This is a genomic window from Bacillus sp. CPT56D-587-MTF, assembly GCF_058792335.1.
This window is the reverse complement of the sequence record NZ_JBYTEF010000001.1, coordinates 396,870-417,646: the sequence shown is the minus strand read 5'-3', so window position 1 is coordinate 417,646 and position 20,777 is coordinate 396,870. Positions and strand designations below refer to the sequence as shown.

The 20,777-nt window shown below is 34.3% G+C and carries 21 protein-coding genes and 1 pseudogene; 14 read left to right on the top strand and 8 right to left on the bottom strand.

Going from position 1 to position 20,777, the window contains the following annotated elements; translation table 11 throughout:
- Positions 1 to 812: 812 nt before the first annotated feature.
- Positions 813 to 1,640: a hypothetical protein gene (locus AC3WVZ_RS02175; protein ID WP_001177271.1), complete on the bottom strand. Its 828-nt coding sequence runs from the start codon at positions 1,638 to 1,640 to the stop codon at positions 813 to 815.
- A 736-nt stretch (positions 1,641 to 2,376) separates the two neighbouring features.
- Between AC3WVZ_RS02175 and AC3WVZ_RS02170 the strand changes: the two genes are divergently transcribed.
- Genes AC3WVZ_RS02170 through AC3WVZ_RS02160 form a run of 3 tightly spaced genes read left to right on the top strand, consistent with a single transcriptional unit; the run spans position 2,377 to position 5,067 of the window.
- Complete coding sequence (locus AC3WVZ_RS02170) at positions 2,377 to 3,390, top strand: hypothetical protein (protein ID WP_233935946.1); 1,014 nt, start codon at positions 2,377 to 2,379, stop codon at positions 3,388 to 3,390.
- 10 nt (positions 3,391 to 3,400) lie between these two features.
- The gene (locus AC3WVZ_RS02165) at positions 3,401 to 4,765 is read left to right on the top strand and encodes a hypothetical protein (protein ID WP_000739847.1); all 1,365 of its coding nucleotides are present in this window, start codon (positions 3,401 to 3,403) and stop codon (positions 4,763 to 4,765) included.
- Complete coding sequence (locus AC3WVZ_RS02160; protein ID WP_000627670.1) at positions 4,762 to 5,067, top strand: YkgJ family cysteine cluster protein; 306 nt, start codon at positions 4,762 to 4,764, stop codon at positions 5,065 to 5,067. The genes AC3WVZ_RS02165 and AC3WVZ_RS02160 overlap by 4 nt, the downstream gene beginning before the upstream one ends.
- A 234-nt stretch (positions 5,068 to 5,301) precedes the next feature.
- Here AC3WVZ_RS02160 and AC3WVZ_RS02155 read toward each other — a convergent pair whose 3' ends face one another.
- Complete coding sequence (locus AC3WVZ_RS02155) at positions 5,302 to 5,862, bottom strand: nitroreductase family protein (protein WP_000214819.1); 561 nt, start codon at positions 5,860 to 5,862, stop codon at positions 5,302 to 5,304.
- Positions 5,863 to 6,100: 238 nt separating this feature from the next.
- On the opposite strand from AC3WVZ_RS02155, the gene AC3WVZ_RS02150 reads away from it, so the two are divergent.
- The 6 genes from AC3WVZ_RS02150 (at position 6,101) to AC3WVZ_RS02125 (ending at position 11,475) form a co-directional block, all read left to right on the top strand.
- Complete coding sequence (locus AC3WVZ_RS02150; protein WP_000276979.1) at positions 6,101 to 6,697, top strand: hypothetical protein; 597 nt, start codon at positions 6,101 to 6,103, stop codon at positions 6,695 to 6,697.
- Positions 6,698 to 6,822: 125 nt separating this feature from the next.
- Entirely contained in the window at positions 6,823 to 8,340 is a 1,518-nt protein-coding gene (locus AC3WVZ_RS02145; RefSeq protein ID WP_000467485.1) for a spore germination protein, read from the top strand.
- The gene (locus AC3WVZ_RS02140) at positions 8,337 to 9,422 is read left to right on the top strand and encodes a Ger(x)C family spore germination protein (protein ID WP_000714134.1); all 1,086 of its coding nucleotides are present in this window, start codon (positions 8,337 to 8,339) and stop codon (positions 9,420 to 9,422) included. Before AC3WVZ_RS02145 ends, AC3WVZ_RS02140 begins: the two co-directional genes overlap by 4 nt.
- Before the next feature lie 16 nt (positions 9,423 to 9,438).
- Entirely contained in the window at positions 9,439 to 10,539 is a 1,101-nt protein-coding gene (locus AC3WVZ_RS02135) for a GerAB/ArcD/ProY family transporter (RefSeq protein WP_233935944.1), read from the top strand.
- Positions 10,540 to 10,593: 54 nt separating this feature from the next.
- The gene (locus tag AC3WVZ_RS02130) at positions 10,594 to 11,106 is read left to right on the top strand and encodes a PCYCGC domain-containing protein (RefSeq protein WP_000761036.1); all 513 of its coding nucleotides are present in this window, start codon (positions 10,594 to 10,596) and stop codon (positions 11,104 to 11,106) included.
- Positions 11,107 to 11,226: 120 nt separating this feature from the next.
- Complete coding sequence (locus AC3WVZ_RS02125) at positions 11,227 to 11,475, top strand: YhdB family protein (protein WP_001195459.1); 249 nt, start codon at positions 11,227 to 11,229, stop codon at positions 11,473 to 11,475.
- Between the two features lie 266 nt (positions 11,476 to 11,741).
- Here the strand turns inward: AC3WVZ_RS02125 and AC3WVZ_RS02120 are convergent, their stop codons facing one another.
- A complete protein-coding gene (locus AC3WVZ_RS02120; protein WP_078187060.1) occupies positions 11,742 to 12,929 on the bottom strand; it encodes an IS110 family RNA-guided transposase in 1,188 nt (395 codons plus the stop codon).
- Positions 12,930 to 13,226: 297 nt separating this feature from the next.
- Here AC3WVZ_RS02120 and AC3WVZ_RS02115 point away from each other — a divergent pair, with 297 nt between their 5' ends.
- From AC3WVZ_RS02115 to AC3WVZ_RS02100, 4 genes are all read left to right on the top strand, one after another.
- Positions 13,227 to 13,646, top strand: a complete 420-nt coding sequence (locus AC3WVZ_RS02115; protein ID WP_000532265.1) for a disulfide formation protein C — start codon at positions 13,227 to 13,229, stop codon at positions 13,644 to 13,646.
- A gap of 12 nt (positions 13,647 to 13,658) precedes the next feature.
- On the top strand, positions 13,659 to 14,114 hold the full coding sequence (locus AC3WVZ_RS02110) for a thioredoxin family protein (protein ID WP_000738435.1): 456 nt from the start codon (positions 13,659 to 13,661) through the stop codon (positions 14,112 to 14,114).
- A 72-nt stretch (positions 14,115 to 14,186) separates the two neighbouring features.
- The gene (locus AC3WVZ_RS02105) at positions 14,187 to 14,402 is read left to right on the top strand and encodes a DUF1540 domain-containing protein (protein WP_001115482.1); all 216 of its coding nucleotides are present in this window, start codon (positions 14,187 to 14,189) and stop codon (positions 14,400 to 14,402) included.
- A 117-nt stretch (positions 14,403 to 14,519) separates the two neighbouring features.
- Entirely contained in the window at positions 14,520 to 15,506 is a 987-nt protein-coding gene (locus tag AC3WVZ_RS02100; protein ID WP_001140401.1) for a LacI family DNA-binding transcriptional regulator, read from the top strand.
- A gap of 216 nt (positions 15,507 to 15,722) precedes the next feature.
- On the opposite strand, the gene AC3WVZ_RS02095 is transcribed toward AC3WVZ_RS02100, so the two are convergent.
- The 5 genes and pseudogenes from AC3WVZ_RS02095 to AC3WVZ_RS02075 all read right to left on the bottom strand — a co-directional run bounded on the left by AC3WVZ_RS02095 (position 15,723) and on the right by AC3WVZ_RS02075 (position 19,229).
- Positions 15,723 to 16,430 (bottom strand): IS6 family transposase, encoded by a 708-nt coding sequence (locus AC3WVZ_RS02095; RefSeq protein ID WP_100910607.1) that lies wholly within the window; start codon positions 16,428 to 16,430, stop codon positions 15,723 to 15,725.
- Between the two features lie 92 nt (positions 16,431 to 16,522).
- A pseudogene (locus tag AC3WVZ_RS02090) lies at positions 16,523 to 17,050 on the bottom strand (transposase); the annotation flags it as partial.
- Positions 17,051 to 17,179: 129 nt separating this feature from the next.
- Complete coding sequence (locus AC3WVZ_RS02085) at positions 17,180 to 17,431, bottom strand: hypothetical protein (RefSeq protein ID WP_233935943.1); 252 nt, start codon at positions 17,429 to 17,431, stop codon at positions 17,180 to 17,182.
- Between the two features lie 103 nt (positions 17,432 to 17,534).
- Positions 17,535 to 18,296 (bottom strand): L,D-transpeptidase, encoded by a 762-nt coding sequence (locus tag AC3WVZ_RS02080; protein WP_025709928.1) that lies wholly within the window; start codon positions 18,294 to 18,296, stop codon positions 17,535 to 17,537.
- A gap of 66 nt (positions 18,297 to 18,362) precedes the next feature.
- Positions 18,363 to 19,229, bottom strand: coding sequence for an SDR family oxidoreductase (locus AC3WVZ_RS02075; RefSeq protein ID WP_001136261.1), 867 nt, complete (start codon positions 19,227 to 19,229; stop codon positions 18,363 to 18,365).
- Between the two features lie 202 nt (positions 19,230 to 19,431).
- Here AC3WVZ_RS02075 and AC3WVZ_RS02070 point away from each other — a divergent pair, with 202 nt between their 5' ends.
- Positions 19,432 to 20,733 carry an NCS2 family permease gene (locus AC3WVZ_RS02070; RefSeq protein WP_000482713.1) on the top strand — a complete coding sequence of 434 codons (1,302 nt, stop codon included), beginning with the start codon at positions 19,432 to 19,434 and terminating at the stop codon, positions 20,731 to 20,733.
- Positions 20,734 to 20,777: the final 44 nt, after the last annotated feature.

Here is a 20,777-nt window from a genome sequence, read left to right as displayed (position 1 = left end):
TAATTAATTTATTAGTTTTAGTATTGACATTATATAAAATAAAAACGATTAAATAAGATGATGGTTTATACTACATCGTCCTATTTATTCAATATGTAAATTCTTTACCCTTTTCATACTTTCAAAAATTCTTCAATTAAAATTCTCCTCTTTAGTTTATGAAACAGGTAGCCTACCTCTCTTATTGATTAATCTTTCGTTTCAAATTTGTCATGGATATCACATCCTGATAATGCCATTCAATCAATTTAACTTTATTTCCCTTACATTTTTCTTTTTTTAATGCATCGAGTTTTTGGCGATATAGAAAAGCATCTTCTCCTCCAAAAAATTCAACAGGCTCATAATGTTATTGTCCTTGAAATTCAATAGCAATTTTCAAACTAGAAATATACACATCAAGAGACTATTTATCAAGTCAATCTGCTCTATACTGGAAAATTGCGTCCGGATAATGTTTTACTACGAGTTTAAATAACTCCGCTTCATTCTTCCATTTAACCTTCGCATCTCCACTTAACATGAGTTGTTGATAAATTTCTTCTCGATGTCCTTTATCATCTTGGATACAAATTTGTGTATATCCTTTCCGTCATAAAATCTTACTTTATAATAAATAAAACGATACAGCGGTGGCATTTGCCCATAGTCCTGAAGAATTGTCATCCTTTTACTCCAATCATTTGATAGTATCTTTCATTATATAATCCTCGTTATTTCCATTTAAATTCCTGCATAATATCTAAATACATTTTCTATACTCAATTGTTGTTATCCTGTTTCAAAATATATAAAACCTCACTAAATTGTTCCTAATGTTTATGCTCTGAAGAATGATTTGTATTATTACAATTCATTCTTATAATGTAGTTACTTCTTGCATTATGCTTTAATCTTTTTTGAATTTCTCGACTCCAACTGCTCTGTAATGTTCCTTTGTAATTTAAAGCTTGCTGTATCAAATCCCATTGATCCTCACGCTTTAAGTCATAAAAATTTTTCTCTTTTAAAACCCACTTGAGCTTTTGTAATTTGTCCGTTGTTAAACGATCAATGTGTCTTTGTGGCAGCACCACTTTTTCGTACAATCTATCTTTCAAAAATGAATGTAATTTCAACTTTCGAATCTGTTCTAAATTAATAAAGCTACCACTGTTTTGATAAGCCTTTTCAATAACACTTATTGGAATATCAGGGTGAATGAAATATCTTTTAATATCAGATTTATTGACCCCTAATTTTTTCGAAATTGTATCTATGCTTTTTTCATCATAAACCATTTGACTGATTAATATGTGTTTATCTATCCATTTGGTAACTTGGTGATGGAACATTCTCTGTAACAACTTCAACCTTTGTTCTGTCTCATTAGAATAAGGCTGTACAACGCAATAGACTGTATTATATTGTAGGTTTGCATCATCAATCTCGAGATAAGCTATATATTCTGGAAACCCTGACACAAGCCAATATTTATCCTCAAACTTATCTTTTTCAACTATGATGCTACTACTTAACATACTTCCTTGTTCCAAAGCTCGAACTAGTTTCTTCACAGCACTTTTTGAAACATGTTCAGCATAAATAGGGACGATGCTTTGTATTTTCACCAACTCTAAGCGAATATTACTAAGCTGCATGTTCTCTTCTCCCCTTCTTTTATTTATAAACCATATGAAAAAGGAAGAATGTCTTATAACAAAAAGGTACTGAAGCCTATTAGGACGACAGTACCTTTTTGTTATAAATTCACTTCACAATATTACCCCATTATTTAGTATTACGCATTCAAAACCCTATTAATTATTTTTAAGCCTAGCTAATCTCCGTGATAATTTACACTCTCTAACAACTTCTCTTAATACATCTTCCACATCATTTATACTTTATTTTAAAATAATTAGATTTGGTTCATTTAATTGTTTAAGATCATTTTCTATATCTTCATAACTATTTCCAAAAATATCATGCAAATTAAATACTTCCTTTTAAACCTTTCTTAAAATAAGACATCAGTACTTTAACCTCAATATACTCAGTTGGAACTTGCTATCTTTAATTACAAACTGAATACCTTGTTACCTTACTATTTCTTCAGGAGTAATTAAAACTCATTTCTTTCTAATTGGATCAAAAAAGCATTTTTGTCCATTTCTTATAAATATTTTTGGAATTTCATATTTGTTATACCTTACAGATTAATACATGATTCCTACCCAATTCAATCTTTCTATATTTCAAACATACATATAGAATTTTATGTTAAATCAATCTAACATTTCTTGTTTTTCACAAAAAACCTGTAATATCCTTCGATAATATTGTAATATTTTAATTATATTATAGGAAAATTTTATCATGAAGGGAACGATTTGAATGCCATTACCATTTATTCCATTAGCTGTTGCTGCTGGTGCTGCAGTTGCCACTGCAGTCGCTGGAAAAAAAGGACATGACTCATACAAAAACATGAAAGAAACAAAGAATATTGCTCAATCGATGGATAAGCAATACAAAACTGTATTTAATATATTTGATCAAGTACGTCAAGATACAAATACTCAATTTGAAAAGTATGGAGAATTAAAACTGAATATTCTTAATGGAACAATGAAAGAATTCATTTCAGAATTCAAGAAGTTAAAAAATGTTGATTTTACAGATAAAACAACTATTGATTCTCTAGAAGATGTTTCTGATTCTAAACACTTCATGCAAGAAATAGAAAAACAAGTCATCGCTGCATCTGATCTATTAAAATCTGGCGTTTCTGCAATTGCTGGCGGTGGACTTGCAGCTTTCGGAGCACTCGGAGCAGCAACAACATTTGGTGCCGCTTCAACTGGGACAGCTATTGCTTCTTTAAGCGGAGTAGCAGCGACCAATGCAACGTTAGCATTTTTAGGTGGTGGATCACTGGCTGCTGGTGGATTAGGAATGGCTGGTGACATGGCTGTTCTAGGTGGAATTGCTCTTGCTCCTGCTTTAGCATTAGGAAGTATGATCTTTGCTGCATCCACTAAAAAGAAGCTAGAAGAAATGAAAATAAAAAAAGAAGAAGTTTCAGTAGAAATGCAAAAATTACAAAGTGCCACTTCTATCTTAAAAGAGATAAAATTGTACACTATTAAATTATCAAACTTAACAACTGAAACAACTACACTTTTTGCTGATTATATTGCAACAATGAGTTCTATCATCGATGAAAAGGGTATCGACTATCGTAACTTCTCCGATGATGAACAACTTGCGATCCGTTATACTGCTGAACTTGCAATTATTTTGAAAAAATTATTAGATACACCTGTTATTGATGAAGGTGGCAACCGATCCAAAACCTTGGAAAATATTCTTAAAACCACAGAAAAATCAATTAAACACATGTACTAGGTAATTGCATATGAAGAAAAATCTAGATATTCTCGCAACTCAAATTGTAGCTGAGCAAATTGAGCGCTATGGAAATGCTACTATTGAAACATTTGCTGGAATGGATACACTAACCAAAGTAGCAAAACAATATATGAACTGTTCACCCAATATCACACAAGGACGGCTTTTTGAAATTATTGAAGCAACCAAATTTAATAAAGACGCAGCCTTAAAAGGTGAAAGTTTGCGTGCTTTTACAACAGACTCTTTAGGAGATCCACATGCCGCGGCTGATATCTTAATCAAAGATGGTGATACATTAATTAAAGAAGTACAAGCAAAGTCTGGTGCTAAAGCTGCATCACTAGCAAGAATGGTATCGAGCGAAAAGTATGGGGATATGGATCGTTTAGTTAACAGTGAAAAAGCTGATAAAGTAAAAGAATTAGTTGAGAAACGTGCAAATTCCCAAAGTATTTATGCAAAAGACTACGAACAAGCAGCTCCTCACATAAACGGAAAACTAGAAGCAAACAACATTACAAGTGGTGGCACTACATATGAGGAAGCTTTAAAAGCTACAAATCAACCACAAACATACGCACTAAAAGAAAAAATATATACATTTGCTGAAGGAACATTCTCTTCTATGATGAATGGTGCTTTAGCAGGGGCATGTGTAGGTGGCGGAGTATCACTTGTACAACAAACTGTTGAGATTTGTAAAAGCGAAAAGCAAATAAAAGATGGATTTATACAAGTAGGAAAAGATAGTGGCAAACAAGCTGGAAAAAGCGCTGCTGTTGCAGGCATTGCTCATGGCATTAAATTTATTGGTAAAGATAGTGTGATGATGAAAGGAAACGTAGCAGCAGCTCTTGCTTCTTCAGCTGTTCGACTAACGGAAAGCTCCTACCAACTCATAAAAGGAAAATTATCTATTGAAGAATTTTTAGAAATAGTTGGTGAAAACGCTGTTACTACTTTTTCTGGAATTGTATTCAGCGCAGCAGGAGCAATGCTTCTCGGTCCTGTCGGTGCAGCTGTCGGCGCTACCGTCGCTATGCTAGGAATGAAACAACTTTATGGAGCATTCACTCGTGCTCAACAAGAATTGGAATTAACAATTGAGGAACGAAAAAGAGCTGAAGAATTAAGTAAAGTCCTTATAGATTACATTAAACAAGAAGAAGAACGTATTTGTAACTTTTATCAAGAAACTGGTGCAAAAATAGAACACGTAACTGGATTGGTTAAACAAACGATTCATACAGGTGAAAATATAGAAGCGACTATTCATCAACTTGCCGAAAATTTAAACGTCTCGTTTAAATTTAAAAATCAAGATGAGTTCAATTCATTTATGCTAAGTGAAGAGTCATTCATATTATGATAACTTTTCCTTGTACCCAATGTGGAATCTGTTGTCAAAACATACAAGGTATTGACTCCCTATCTCATTTAAACAGAGGTGATGGCTGTTGTATCCATTATGATATTGACAATCGGTCATGTAAAATTTATGAAGAACGTCCTCTTCTCTGCAATATCGAACTAGCATATGAGGAGCTTTTTAAAAAATCTATATCAAAAAAGGACTTTTATCTCCTAAATGCTAAATCATGTAATGAATTACAGGAAATGCATAACATCTCTTCCATATATAGAACTGATATTAAACAAATTGATGAATAAATACAAACAAGCGCATCCTAATTGAGGAATGTGCTTGTTTGTATTTATTCTCCCTACGCCTATTTAAATTAATTACATATTTATGATTATCATATAAAAGAGTAGCTTCTCTACATAAAAAATATAACAAATAAACCTTTATTCTCAAAAATTATCAACATAGCTAGATTGCTATTTCATAGTCTTCTCAAAAACAAAAAACATCCTTGTTTTTAACAAGGATGCCTCACCTATTTAACCTTCGATAATCTCCATCTTCTCCGTAATCGGAGTACGAGCTTTTCCTTCTGGTGCTTTATCGAAATAGCCGATATGAAGAATTCCAACGATACGTTGGCCTCTTGTTAAACCGATTCCTTCTATAAATAATGGATTGTAGTTTAATCCGCCTGATTTCCAAACGCAACCTAATCCACGTTCCCAAGCAAGAAGTTGGAAGTTTTGCATAAATGCACATGTTGCAGCGTAATCTTCATCACGTTGAATTTGACGTGGATCTTCATTTATATATACAACGATTTGTGCAGGCGTGCTTAAAAAACGATCTGATAAAATTTTACCGCGTTTCGCTCTTTCTTCTTCCGTGAAAGAGTTTAATACCGCATCTACTAATTTCTTGCGGCCTTCTCCGATGTATAGTTTACAATTCCATGGTTCACGGTGCTTATGATTAGGTGCCCATGTTGCATCGTTTAATAGTTCAATTAATAAATCTTTTTCTACTGCTTTGTCTGTAAATGTACGAACAGAGCGTCTTTCTTTAATCACATTAGCGATGGAAGTATATGTAGTCATATTTATCTCTCCCTTATTTTTATCTATATGTATAAGTTTATCATTAGTATTGATATTGATTTTCAATTTCGATTATACCTTAGTTTTTTACTATTAATCAATGTTTTATGTTGGAAAACTTCTAAAAACGTCATTCCATGCTGTGAATAAAAAAACTTAACTTGTTCACAAATATTTCACATTTTATGGAAATGATATGTGTACAGTTTTCTACATTATCCATCTAGGAGGAGTTTACATGTACAAAAAAATCGCGGTAAGTATGACTATGGCAGCATTATTATGCGGAGCAATTATCTTCCCCGCTTCCGCTGCCACCCCAAAAGAAGTAACAATGCATCACCATAAACCAATTTCAGATGAAGAAATACAATCGCTAGAAAAACTCGGCTATAACAAACATGAAATTTGGAAAGCTGCTCATATTGCAAGAATTAGTAATAAAGAAATACAAGATGTTTTAGCTTACTATAAGCAAAATAAATCTTGGGAGAAAACAGCCGAGCATTTCGGTATAGATCCAAGTAAGCTGAAAAAGCATCATATGAATAAAGAAACAAAGCAAGCACTGCTACAACAGTTAGCAACTATGCAAAAATCCACACCGGATCAGCTAAAGCAAAAAATGAAAGAATATAACATCAAATTGCGTCATCTTACTGTGTTAACAATCATCTCTCAAAAAAGCAATACTCCTCTTGATGATGTATTAAAGATGAAAAAAGATGGAATGGACATTAAACAAATTGCCGAAAAATTAAATGTAAAAAGAGAAGATATACGAGCGGAAATGATGAAATTAGTGAAGTCTATTAAAGAACAAAAAACAAATTAAAATGCTAAAAAGGAAGAGGCATTCACCACTCTTCCTTTTCTTTATGAACTTTCAATTTTTAAGTATAAATTCCCGTCTTTCCCAAAAACTAACACAAGTAAATGATATATGTTAGGGGTGAGAAAATGTTCGGTTTATCATCTAAAAAATCAAAAAAGACTAATACAAAAACACTTTGTTCTATTCCAGAATTTATACAAACCATGAAAGAATCAAGCGACTTTGTTTCTCATAACGTACTTGAAAATGAAACATTGTGCTTGTTTTATTATAGATCTGTCGTGGAAGCACTTATTATTAAACAATTCATTTTAACTCCTCTAAAAAAGGAATCGGAACAAATCCAAAACATCTCTGATTTATGTAATATCGTCTCTATTGAAGACATTATTATCTCCCCTTCTATTGATGATATTCGTGAGAAATTATTAGGTGGATATATTTTAATACGCTTAAAAAACAATTCGAATCCTGATCAATATGCTTTAATTCGTGCCGAAAGTACTGTTTTAGGAACACGATTATATAACGATACAGAAAATGAGTATAGCGTAATCGGGCCTAAAATCGGTTTCGTTGAAAACCTTGATACAAATATACACTTATTACGCCGAAATATCGTAACGGAGCAACTCATTTTTAAAGAAGTTACCGTCGGATCTATGTCAAAAACGAAAGTAGCAGTTGCTTATATAGAAGGAGTTACAAATGAACAATTCATCAACACCGCAATTCAACGGCTAGAAGACATTGACTTTGATGTCCCATTTGATTCAACTATGATTGAGCAATTTATTAGTGATAATAGCAATTCACCTTTTCCAGTTCTATTACCTACAGAACGATTAGATCGAGCTGTATTTGCATTAATTAACGGGGAAGTTTTAATTTTAACAGATGGCTCTCCATATGCTTTATCAGGACCAACAACGCTACTGGATTTTTTCATTTCACCAGAAGATTATTATTTACCGTGGATGATTGGATCGTTCTTTCGTATTATTCGTTTTTTCGGAGCTATATTTTCTCTTTTTTCCTCCGCTATTTATACAGCGGCTTTAACATATCATTATCAAATGATTCCAGCTGATTTACTAGGTCCTATTATTTTCTCGAGAGCTAACGTACCTTTCCCTCCCATTCTAGAAGCACTCTTTTTAGAAATTACAATTGAATTGCTTCGTGAAGCTGGAGCGCGTTTACCGACAAAAGTCGGACAAACGATTGGTATTGTTGGGGGGATTGTAATTGGCCAAGCATCCGTGGAGGCAGCTTTGACTAGTACAATTTTATTAATTGCAGTTGCTTTATCCGCTCTTGCATCTTTCACAACACCGACCGTAAAGATGTCTTCTACTATCCGGTTATTACGCTTTCCACTTATTCTTTTAGCCGGTGCATTCGGAGGATTAGGTCTTATTGTCGGATTTGTATTTATTTTAGCTCATTTAATTAAATTAAAATCACTTGGATCACCTTATTTATTACCTTTATATCCATTTCGTGGTTTAGGTACAGCAGAAGGTTTTCTTCGATTACCATTTAGTCAAACAGCTCAAAGACCTTCTTTTCTTAGACCAAAATCAAAATGGCGCTATAATCCAAACAAAGCGAAGCAAAAACGTGATGGTGAGAATGAATGAAAAAATTTTTATTGCACCTTATTATCATTATCTTCTTCATTTTACAAACTGGCTGTACACAAACCTATATAGTGGATACGCAGCGTATCATTCATATCGCTGGATTTGACATCACAAAAAACAAAAGATTCCAAGGAACTATTCTATTCCCAGAGTACACACATGGTGTAAAGTCTAAACCAGAAACGCAATCAACATCTGCCCGTTCACTTGAGACAATCGCTTCACGATTAAATGCAAAATCTCCTCACAATGTCGTTGTAGGTCAAATGCGTGTCGTCCTATTTGGAAAAGCTCTAGGAGAACGCGGAATGGGAGAGATTATTACTAACTTACAACGTGACCCAAATATCGGGCGTGATGTACAACTAGCAATTGTAGATGGATCAGCTGAAGAGCTTTTAAATTACGGAAAAAAAAATGGGTCTTTATATATTGCTGATTTACTCGAACAAAATATAAGAAATGAAAACATTCCACAAACCGAATTAAACATTTTTTTATATAATTATTACTCTTCCGTATGTGATGCCTATGTTCCTTATATTAAAATGGACGATAATCATTCTGTCGCTGTCAAAGGGCTTGCCTTTTTAAAAGGCGATAAAGTCGTCATGTATACGGACAAAAGACATTCTGTTTTAGCAAAATTACTTATTAATCCTACGAAAAATGGACGTTACGAAGCAGCGATAAAAAAGGATAAACATAAAGGTATGGTTGTTATACAAAACTTAGCTGGGGAAAATAAGTATAATATAGATCAAACTGGCGACATACCAAAAGTAAAAATCCATTTAAAATTAAATGGATTAATTAAAAACTCTCCTAATTGGATTGATTTAAGAAAAGAAACAAATATCAACTATATAAAAAAACAAATTGAACGAAATGTTGAAAAAGACTGTGAAGATCTAATAAAACAATTTCAAGAAAAGGAAATTGATCCTTTAGGAATACGAGATGAAATTAGAAGCCATACGAGAAAATGGAATATAACACAAATTCGAAATATGTATAAAAATGTAGCGGTGGATGTAAATTTAGATCTTAATATTGTACAATCTGGAATCGGAGAATAGTGAGGTGAAATAAGCAATGAATACAATGAATAAAACAAAGACAGTCTCTCCATATTTTGCATTTATTTTATTGCATTCTCTCCAGATTGGTATAGGAATTCTCGGATATCAACGTGTAATTTTAAAAAACGATGGTTATGATGCCTGGATTTCTCTTATTATTGCGGGAATTGCAACTCATATTGTGCTGTTTTGTATGTTAAAAATGCTTGAAAAAGACGGAGATTTAATTAGCATTCATACAACAACCTTTGGAAAATGGGTTGGCTCTATATTTTCTGTAATTTTCACTCTTTATTGCTTATTATTTTGCCTTACGGTTCTTCGTACGTATATGGAAGTGATACAAGTTTGGATTTTCCCTACCATTAAGTTATGGAAACTTACGCTTATGTTTTTATTAGTCACTTACTACATTATAAAAGGTGGCTTCCGTTCTGTGACAGGGATATGTTTTTGGGGTATTGTTCTTCCTATTTTCGTTGTATTCTTTTTAATCTATCCAATGAAATATGCTCATTTTCGTAATATTTTACCTATTTTTACACATTCACCTTTTGACATGCTTATATCTGCAAAACAATCCGCATTGGAATTTCTGGGGTTTGAAACAATTCTTATCTTTTATCCCTTTATTGAAAAAGGAAAATCTTTAAAGCGATGGGCCCATGCTGGAATTGCTTTTAGCACCTTAATTTATGTAGTTTTAGCTATCGTATCTTTTATGTATTACAGCGAGGGACAATTAAACCGTACTATTTGGCCTACTTTAACGATGTTAAAAATAATTAAAGTTCCTTTTATCCAGCGCTTTGAATATATTATTATTTTCGTTTGGTTTTTAATTATTTTACCAAACCTCTGCTTAACCATTTGGTCATCATGTCAAACGATGAAGCGTTCCTTTCATATTTCATTTAAATTTACATTACCGTTTTTTATTTTCATCATATTTTCAGCTTCTCTACTTTTCACAAACCGTGAAAGTATCAACACATTAAATACCGTACTATCTCAAGCGGGTTTATATATTGTATACGCTTATATCCCAATTTTATTTTTGTTTCATTCACTAAGATGGTACTTCAAAAATCGTTCAAAAAAAACTTCTCCCTAGGTGTCCCTTAGTCTGATACAATTTGATTAATACATTTATAAAGGGGACAAGCGAATGAAAAAGTATGTATTTTCTTTACTTGCAGTACTAAGCTTAATTCTTGCTGGATGCGGAAGTACTAGTACAAATGACCAAAAATCTTCTGAATCAAAAAAAGAAGAACATGACCACGCATCGCACACTCAGCAAGCTGACATTCAAGAGAAAACAAAAGGAGTCGACACACTTCCTACCTTCCTAGACAAGCTTGATCCACAAATGAAAGATATCTACACTGTCGCTGGACAAAATGCAGAACTATTAGATTGGATTCCATGCTATTGTGGTTGCGGTGAAAGTGTAGGACATAAAAATAATAAAAACTGCTTTATTCGTGAAATTAAAAAGAATGGTGAAGTTGTTTGGGACTCCCATGCAACGACTTGCGTCAATTGCCTAGAAATCGCAGTTGAATCTGCTTCCATGAAACAAAAAGGAAAATCAACGCTTGAAATTCGTAACTATATCGATAATAAATACAAAGAAGGCTATGGCAAACCAACACCTACGCCAATGCCAAAAGCTTAAAAAACGAGGAAACTCCTCGTTTTTTCTTTTCATTCACTTTTTTTCTTAACAAATTCTTTCAAGTGTATTTCCCCTTACTTATCACACACTATATATAACTCTCGGTAAGGAGGGTACACAGTGCAAACATATAACGACTATGATAAAGCTCTCTATTACACGTATTGCTGTAATTGGGATAAATTACTCGTTCTCATGGTTCAAACGAACGATCAATTATTTTCTAAACGTATTGAGCATTTTTTACACGCTTATCAATACAGTAAAGAACTTCCAGAAGTTGATAAACAATTGCAGCTCCTATTTCAATATATTGACCACGCATCCCAAAAGTCGCATGTAGAAGAAGTAGAACAAATTCAAATGTAAAATATAGCGCTATTCTCTTCCGGAGAATGGCGCTTTTTTAAAATGTTTATATCAATAAAAGTTTCTCCTTATAAAACTTTTATTGATAAACATATTTTTTCTTTCTTTTCCATACTACTTCATACTATAATTTAGTATGTAACTATTATAAGACCAACTATGAAAAGTCAACTGTAAATTAAAGTGAAAATATGGGTATTCAATTTAAAAAGCATAGGAAATAAGCCTTTATCGAAAGGCTGAAAAAATAGAGAGTGGTATATAACTTATTCTATATGTGGTGGAATTTCATATGGTTTATTACTTTTTAAAATGGCATAAATAATGTAACACAATTTCCTAGCTACTGCGCCAATACAAACATAATAATGCTTTCCTTGTGCTTTCTTTTTTTTATAAAACGCTTGTAACACTGGGTCACATCGATAGGCGGATATGGCAGCTTGAAATAAGGCACGTCGTAAGTGTGAAGAGCCACGTTTAGACATGCTACCTTTTGATGCTTCATATTGCCCAGATTGTGAAATGGAAGCATCAATTCCTGCATAGGCAACAAGCTTAGCTGGTTTATCAAAACGATGAATATTACCAATTTCACTTAGAATTGTGGCACCTAAAATGGGGCCAATCCCAGGTATGGTTGTGATAGGGGTGTCCAGTTCAACTAAATACTCTCCCATCTGGTGTTCACAATGCTTAATTTGCTCTTCAATAAATTTGATTTGTTCGAGTAACATTTTTAATTGAAATGAAAAAGCATCTTTACAAAATCTTACACCAAAGGACTGGGACGCGATTTGTAGGAGTTGTTTCGCCTTATTTTCGCCAATTCTTTTCCGACTAGCTTTTTCCATAAGTTCAGTTAGTTGTTCAATTGAGACATTTTCAAAATCGCTGGGAGTGGTATATTCCATTAAAATTTCGGAGGATGTTTTTCCAAAAATATCAGAGAATACCGTATGGTATTCCGGAAATGTTTGATCTAATACCACAATGGCTTTTCGTTTTAAATCACTCACGCTATGTACAAGCGAATATCTGAAACGACTTAGTTGTTTTAATGCCAGCATTGTTTCATCAGCTAAAGCGGTTTCTGTAAATCTTCCAAAGCGAATTACGTCTGCAATTAAGGTTGCATCAATGGAATCTGTTTTACGCTTTCGAATTTCTGTTCCCTTTCTCCAAGCATTGGTTTGAAGAGGATTTAATACAATGACTGAAAACCCTTTTTCTAAAAGAAACGAATAGAGGGCTAGCCAATAGTGTCCGGTTGCCTCCATTCCAATTAATACATCGGTAGGGTTATCCACGTATTGATGTATCCAGGCTAAAAGTTTATTTCCACCATCCGTATGATTTTGAAACGAAATGGGTCTAGTTAGTGCTTTTCCTGTTTGATCAATGATGGAAGCATAGTGTTTAAATTTGGCAATATCAATTCCGACATAGTACATGAGGTTCACTCCTTATTTTATAGCTATAAGATAGTTGTACATCCTCTAATCTAATAAGCGTTACTGCCTTGTTAGAGATACGAAGAATGACCAACGGTCAGCAACATCCAACTCATTCGTAAACTACTTATTAGATAGAGGTACCAGTCTCCAAGACGAATACAACGATTCAGGGAGGTGAACGGCAACACTCTATCTACAAGTAAGAGTATCTTACAATAGTTAAAATACCCTTGGGTTTATAGGTAAATCCCTTTCCTAAAAACCTAACTTAAACATACAAGAGAGGTATAAAATATGGGACGAGAAAAAAAGCAAGAATATGCTTTACTTACCGCATGGGGAGCTTCTTTTATCGCTACACTAGGAAGTCTGTACTTTTCCGAAATCATGAAATTTGAGCCTTGTGTTCTTTGTTGGTATCAACGTATTTTTATGTATCCATTCGTTTTATGGCTTGGTATCGCTGTAGCAAAGAAAGATTATCGCATTGCAAGTTATTCTTTACCAATCGCAACTATTGGTGCTTGTATTTCTTTATATCACTATGCAATTCAAAAAGTCGCAGCATTTTCAGCTGCTGGGGCAGCTTGTGGACGTGTACCATGTACGGGAGAATACATAAACTGGTTCGGTTTTGTGACAATCCCGTTTTTAGCACTTATCGGCTTTATTACAATCGCTGTTTGTAGCTTTATTGTCATCAAAAACAAATAAGGAGATGAAAGAATGAAAAAAATGCTTATATTTGGTGGTATTATTATCGCCTTGTTTGCGGCAATTTTCGCTGTAACACAAATGGAAGAAAAAAACGCTTCAACTAGCCAAAAAATTGATAATGCTACTGGTAGTCAAACAGATGGTCCTGACTACTACACAAATAAAATTTCTCTTTCAGATCTTCAAAAGAACTTAAAAGAGAAAAAAGAAGAAACAGTATACTTTTATCAAACATCTTGCGTTCATTGCCAAAAATTATCTCCTGTCGTAGTGCCAATGGCTAAAGACTTGAACGTTGATATGAAAGTTATGGATATTGAAAAATTAGATGCTCCTTGGGATGAATATAAAATTCAAGGTACACCAACAATCATTCATTTTAAAGATGGCAAAGAAGTGAGTCGTATTAGCGGTGAACAGCCGAAAGACAAATTAAAAGAATGGCTTGAACAAACGAAAAAGTAATTAGAAAAGGAAACTCCTTCTACACATGAAATGGGCGTAAAATCCCACACTAATGTATAAGGAGGGGGTTTTATGCCAGAAGTAAGATGTTCTGTTTCCAACTGTTCTTTTTGGGGACAAGGTAACTTTTGTCAAGCAAGTGCGATCATCGTTCAGCCTGATGCAGATGAAACTGGTCAAACTGAAAATGATTCATATACAGCTGCTGTTTTAACAAACGAGACGCTAGAAAGTTCTGTAGCAACGAGTGTAGAGACTTGTTGTCATACATTTAAGCCTAGATATTAACAATTATTCCACCTCATATACGTGAGGTGGTCTTTTCTTTCCCTCTTCTTGTTTACGTCATCTCTAATTCTCCCTATAATAAAGTTAACATTTTTATGAATACGAAGGTGAAATACTATGGCTAAAACAATTGCAGATATCGCCAAATTGGCTGGAGTTGCAAAAAGCACAGTCTCTCGTTACTTAAACGGCGGATATGTAAGTGATAAAACAAAACTTAAAATCGAAGGTATTATTCAAGAAACAAATTTCTCTCCTAATACATTTGCTCAAAGTTTAAAAGCAAAAACAACAAATTTAATTGGTGTCATCATCCCCCGATTAGACTCCTTCGCTACAATGAAAACACTTATCGGGATCGATAAAACATTACAGGAAAATAACTATCAAATGCTTGTAGCAAATGCAAATCAAACAACCGGAACTGAAATACAAGCAATTGAAAACTTTATAAAACAAAAGGTAGCTGGCATTATTTTATTAACAAAAACATTGACGAATGAACATCAAAAAATTATGGCTAATTCAAACATCCCTATTTTATTCGTCGGGCAAGAATATAAAGATCAATATTGCCTCGTTCACGATGATTATGATGCAGCTTATGAGTTAGGGGCATACGTTTTATCGCAAGGCCATCGACATATTGCCTATTTAGGGATAGAAAAAGATGATATTTCTGTTGGAATAAATCGAAAAAATGGTTTTCAAAAAGCAATTGAAAATTTAGAACCGACTTGCAACGTTTCATATTACGAAACAACTTTCCGCATAGAAGATGCCATGAAACAAGTACAACATATTTTAGATAATAATTGCCCAACTCTTATCGTATGTGCTACAGATAACATCGCTCTTGGCGCAATGAAAGTCATTCACTCCCACTCTCTTTCTGTACCAGGTGATATTTCTGTAACAGGATTCGGTGGATATGATATTTCAGAAATGGTACACCCTAGTTTAACGACAATTGCGTTTGACTATGAGTATGCTGGAAAGCTTGCTGCCACTTCTCTTTCACAGCTTGTTGAAAACAAAACTATACCAAAAATATTACACTCCCGTTATACATTAAAAATCCAAGAAAGCGTTGACAAAATATAAAGGCGCTCTATAATAAAATTAAAACCGGTTCCACATTTTAAAAACAGGATTTTCAACATCATTTCCCTGTTTTTTATTTTAACTTATTGCGGAACCGGTTCTATAAAAGAGAATTTATAGTAAGGGGGAATTTTTATGGATATGAAACAAATTGGTTCTGGTGCAACAATAGTGGAATGTGAAAAAAGAATAGAAGATTCCTAACGGAATGGAACTTTATGCTGTTAAACCAAAGAGTTCATTGATAAGATATATCTGCTTTTGGACAGACTTCTCCCCTTGGAGAGTTTGTCCTTTTTTGATCATATGCATAGCTTCTATTCCAGTAATCATTTTTATAGCTGTAGGGAATGATTTCAATCCTAGCATATTCCGAATCCGTTTTTTGATAAACCGATGATCTTGCTCAATGATATTGTTTAAGTATTTTTTTACACGAAGTGGTATACCGTGTGGTATACACTTTTCTTCCTTTAGTTCACGTACTGCAACAGGATAGGCTTTATCGCCATCAGCAGTTATCGAACGAGGTTTTGTGGCATGAACAGAAGCCAAGGCTTTCTTTAGAAAACGTTTGGCAGCCTTCGCATCTCTTTTACGACTTAAATAAAAATCAATCGTGTTTCCTTCAGAATCAATCGCGCGATATAAGTACATTTTCTCTCCTTTGATTTTGATGTATGTTTCATCCACACGCCAAGAATCATTGGTTGGTTTCAAATGTTTTCGAATACGCTCATTTAATTCTGGTCCATATTGATGCACCCATCGCATAATTGTTGTATGTACTAAGAATAATCCTCTTTCCTCCATCATTTCCACTAAATCACGAAGACTTAAGTTGTACCGCAGGTACCAACGTACGGTTAATACAATGATATCAGGCTGATACTGTTTCCATTTGAATATATTTTCTTTTTCCATACTGATCACACACCTTTTTTTAGTAATAGCACCAGTATTGCCAAGTTTGAAAGAGCATTTTCAAATCATTTCGCTTTTTTGCACCAGAACCCTTCTAGCTCGTCTATATAAAACTTTGCTTTTTCTTTTTTATATTTATGTACAAATTTATTTTTATTGGCATTGGCCTTAATATGTGTAGAATCTGTCATCAGTGCACGTCCTCCTACCATCCGGTGCTCCGTCGCTTGTCTCACAATCTCATCAAAAATTTCTTCGAAAATATTTGTATGAATAAAACGAGTACGACGATTCCAACTGATTGTAGAGTGATCCGGAATAGTATCCGATAGAGAAAACCCTAAAAACCAACGGTAGGCAATATTCGTTTTAATTTCCTTTTCCAATTGACGCTCAGAACGAATACCGTAAAAATATCCAATAAACATCATCTTAAATAAAACAATAGGATGAATGGACGGGCGTCCATTGTTTTCACAGTAATAAGGGCGTAACTTCTCTTCAATAAAATCAAAACTAATTGTCGCTTCAATTGCACGAAGGAAATGATCTTGTGGAACCAACTCTTCTACAGAAACAGATACACGCTCATCACGATGATTTTTTAAAGCACCCATCATAAAAAATCTCTCCTTTTCCTCTTTTTTATCAGTGTTGACACATAAAAAGAGGTTCAGACACAAAAACAGGCTGTGGAGAAGACTTTCTCCACAGCCTGATAAAAGCATACGATTAATCGTATGCTTTTTTTACATTCCTCTCCAAAAATCATGCCTAATAAAAAAGTACAAAATAACGAGAACGGCCGTCCCGCATAGGGTAATGCGCCGATATATACTCTTCTCTCCTTCCCTCGCTTTCACAAACGCCCAAATAAATCCGAAGAATAATATTAAATCAACATATGGAACATAAAAAGAAAAGACGAGAAACGCATATAAATACACGATAAATAAACAGGTCGTTACTAAGAAAACTTTAAACGCAAATTCACTTTTCATAATATAACCGCCCCCTATCTGTACTGTATTATATTCAGCAAAATACAATAGTTGCAGTTAAACTCCAAGTATAAATAAGCTACCGTCTATAATACGGTAGCCATTACGGAACATTGTATTTCCGTTTATATATATTACTTAAAATCGAAGAAGGAATTTGCTCGTAACGAACTTTCTCTCCTGTTTCATCTATAATATACGAATTGTTTCCTATATAATATATTCCATCTTTTCGTTTTGAGTACACTGGATATCTTTCATTTGGCAATACCGTTTTCACTTTCGTTAACTGTCCATTTGGTTCTTGCCAATATATATCCGCACGGTCTACTAGCGTAAGTACTCCAATTTGTTCTTCTTCTATTTTTCGACCATTCCAGCTCACAACGCGATAACCAAGCTTATTCGCTTCATATTCGGGGCTCGTATGAAAACGAGAAATGATTACTTTTGTTTGTAATTGTACTCGGTCATATAACCATTGTATATCCCTGTCATGCATACGAATACAGCCATTTGATTCCCTACTTCCAATCGTCCATTCCCGGTTCGTCCCGTGAATTGCATATTCATTCTTATCTAGTCCAAGCCACCTCGTACCAAGAGGGTTATTCGGTGCACCCCCAGGTATTTTTTTTCGATGGTATTCTTTATTTTTAAATTTAGTTATAATACAAAAATTACCTTCAGGCGTAGGTGTACGATCTCTTCCAGTCGTTACTGGAAATGTTTTTGTGTAATTTCCATTTTCAAAAAAAGACAACTGGTTCGTCGTAAGATTTACTAATATTAAATGATCTGTATTAGCAAAAGCACTAACCGGTAGGATGAAAAATAATAGTATGATGAAACATAACTTTTTCAGCTATATCCCCCCTAGCGCTCCCTATAATAAGTGGAATTAACATTACTTTGCTCTTATAAATGAAAACTATCCATTTACAATAACGCCCCCATTTACATGTATCATTTGCCCAGTAACATAGGATGAATCACCAGATGCTAAATATACGTATGCCGGCGCTAACTCATATGGTTGACCAGGCCGTTGCATCGGAACATTGCTCCCAAACTGAGAGACTTTCTTCTCATCAAAGCTCGATGGAATAAGCGGTGTCCAAATCGGGCCTGGTGCAACACCATTTACCCGAATCCCTTTTTGCACTAACGATTGAGAAAGTGATCTTGTAAAAGCTACGATTGCTCCTTTCGTTGCGGAATAATCAATTAACGTTTCATTTCCTTCATATGCAACGATAGATGCCGTATTTATAATGACATCCCCTTTCTTCAAATGAGAAAGGGCTGCTTTCGTAACGTGAAAATAAGAAAAAATATTAATACGAAATGTTTTTTCTAGCTGTTCTGCTGTAATATACTCTAGCCCTTGCTGCGGATATTGCTGTGCAACGTTATTCACTAAAATATTTAAACTACCTAACTGCCGGGCGGTTTCTTCCACAATATCTTTACAATGCTGTTCATTACTCAAATCCCCCGGCAACAATACACACTTTACACCTTCTTTTTCAACACGTTGTTTCGTCTCATTTGCATCTTCTTCCTCATCTAAATAAGCAATCGCAACATTTGCTCCCTCTTTTGCAAAAGCGATGGAAACTGCTCGTCCAATTCCGCTATCTCCTCCCGTAATTAACACATTCTTCCCTTTTAACTTTTCACTTCCTTTATAGTTTGCATCTTCAAACTGCGGAAGGGGGCTCATTAATGATTCAATACCTGGCTGCTTATTTTGATGTTGCGCAGGCATTGTTATAAAGTTTTTTTGCTGTGGCATAGCTGCTTTCAACTCCTTTTCCTTAGCATGTGCACAATAAAAAGCTGAAATTCACACATCGTTTTACGATTAATATTCGAATTTAAGACACAAAATATGAATTGTTATAAACTTTTTATGCAAAACTATTGCAAAATAGATAAAAAACGAATATTATATATAACTGTTGTGAAAATTATTCGTAAACAGAAAGGATGTTTATATGTTTAACCTTTCAAAACATAAAACTTCTATTAAAACTGAAATTATGGCAGGTATTATTACCTTCTTAACAATGGCATATATCATTGTCGTAAACCCTGTTATCCTTGGAGATGCAGGTGTTCCATTTGAACAAGCATTTACAGCAACAATTATCGCTGCTGTTGTCGGAACATTATTTATGGCAATCTTTACAAACTTACCAATCGCAATCGCGCCAGGTATGGGATTAAATGCTTACTTCTCTTACTCTGTTGTAAAAGCGCATGAAGGCATGACTTTCGCAATTGCATTCTCTGCTGTATTCGTAGCAGGTATGATTTTAATTTTGCTATCATTTACATCTTTCCGTACAAAATTAATGGAAGCAATTCCTGAAAACTTAAAACATGCAATTACTGCTGGTATCGGGCTATTTATCGCCTTTATCGGTTTACGTTTAACAGGTATCGTTACAAAAAATGATGCAAACTTAGTTGGACTTGGTGATCTTCACTCTGCTCCAGTACTACTAGCATTAGCTGGACTTGGAATTACAATTGTCCTTATGTCTTTAAATGTAAATGGCGCACTATTTATCGGGATGCTATTAACTGGTATTATCGCTTTCTTCACGGGACAATTATCATTCTCAAACGGTGTTACATCAATGCCTGGTTTACCAGAAGGAATTATCGTTTCAAATCCAATTACTGCTGTATCTGACGTAATTAACTACGGATTATACGGCGTTGTATTCTCATTCTTCCTTGTTACACTATTCGATACAACAGGTACATTACTTGGCGTTGCACAACAAGGTGGATTTATGAAAGACGGAAAGCTTCCAAAAGCAGGACGAGCTCTTCTATCTGACTCATTCTCAGCAACTATTGGTTCTATGTTCGGAACGACACCATCAACAGCTTACATTGAATCATCTGCTGGTGTTGCAGCTGGTGGTCGTACTGGTTTAACAACTGTTACAGTAGCGGTTCTATTCGCACTAGCAGCATTCTTCGGCCCATTAGTAAGTGCTGTTTCTGGTGTATCAGCTATTACTGCACCCTCATTAATTATCGTTGGTAGTCTTATGATGGGTTCAGTTCGCCACATCGATTGGGACGCATTTGATGAAGCATTCCCAGCATTCTTAGTAATCTTAAGCATGCCACTTACATCAAGTATCGCAACAGGTATCGCACTTGGATTTATTTCATACCCACTTATGAAAGTGGCAAAAGGTAAATTCCGTGCTGTTCACCCACTTGTATATGTATTTGGAATTTTGTTTGCTTATCAATTGATATTCTTACCACATTAAAATCCCTCATAAAGAGGGATTTTTTTATACATAAAAAGTAGAGC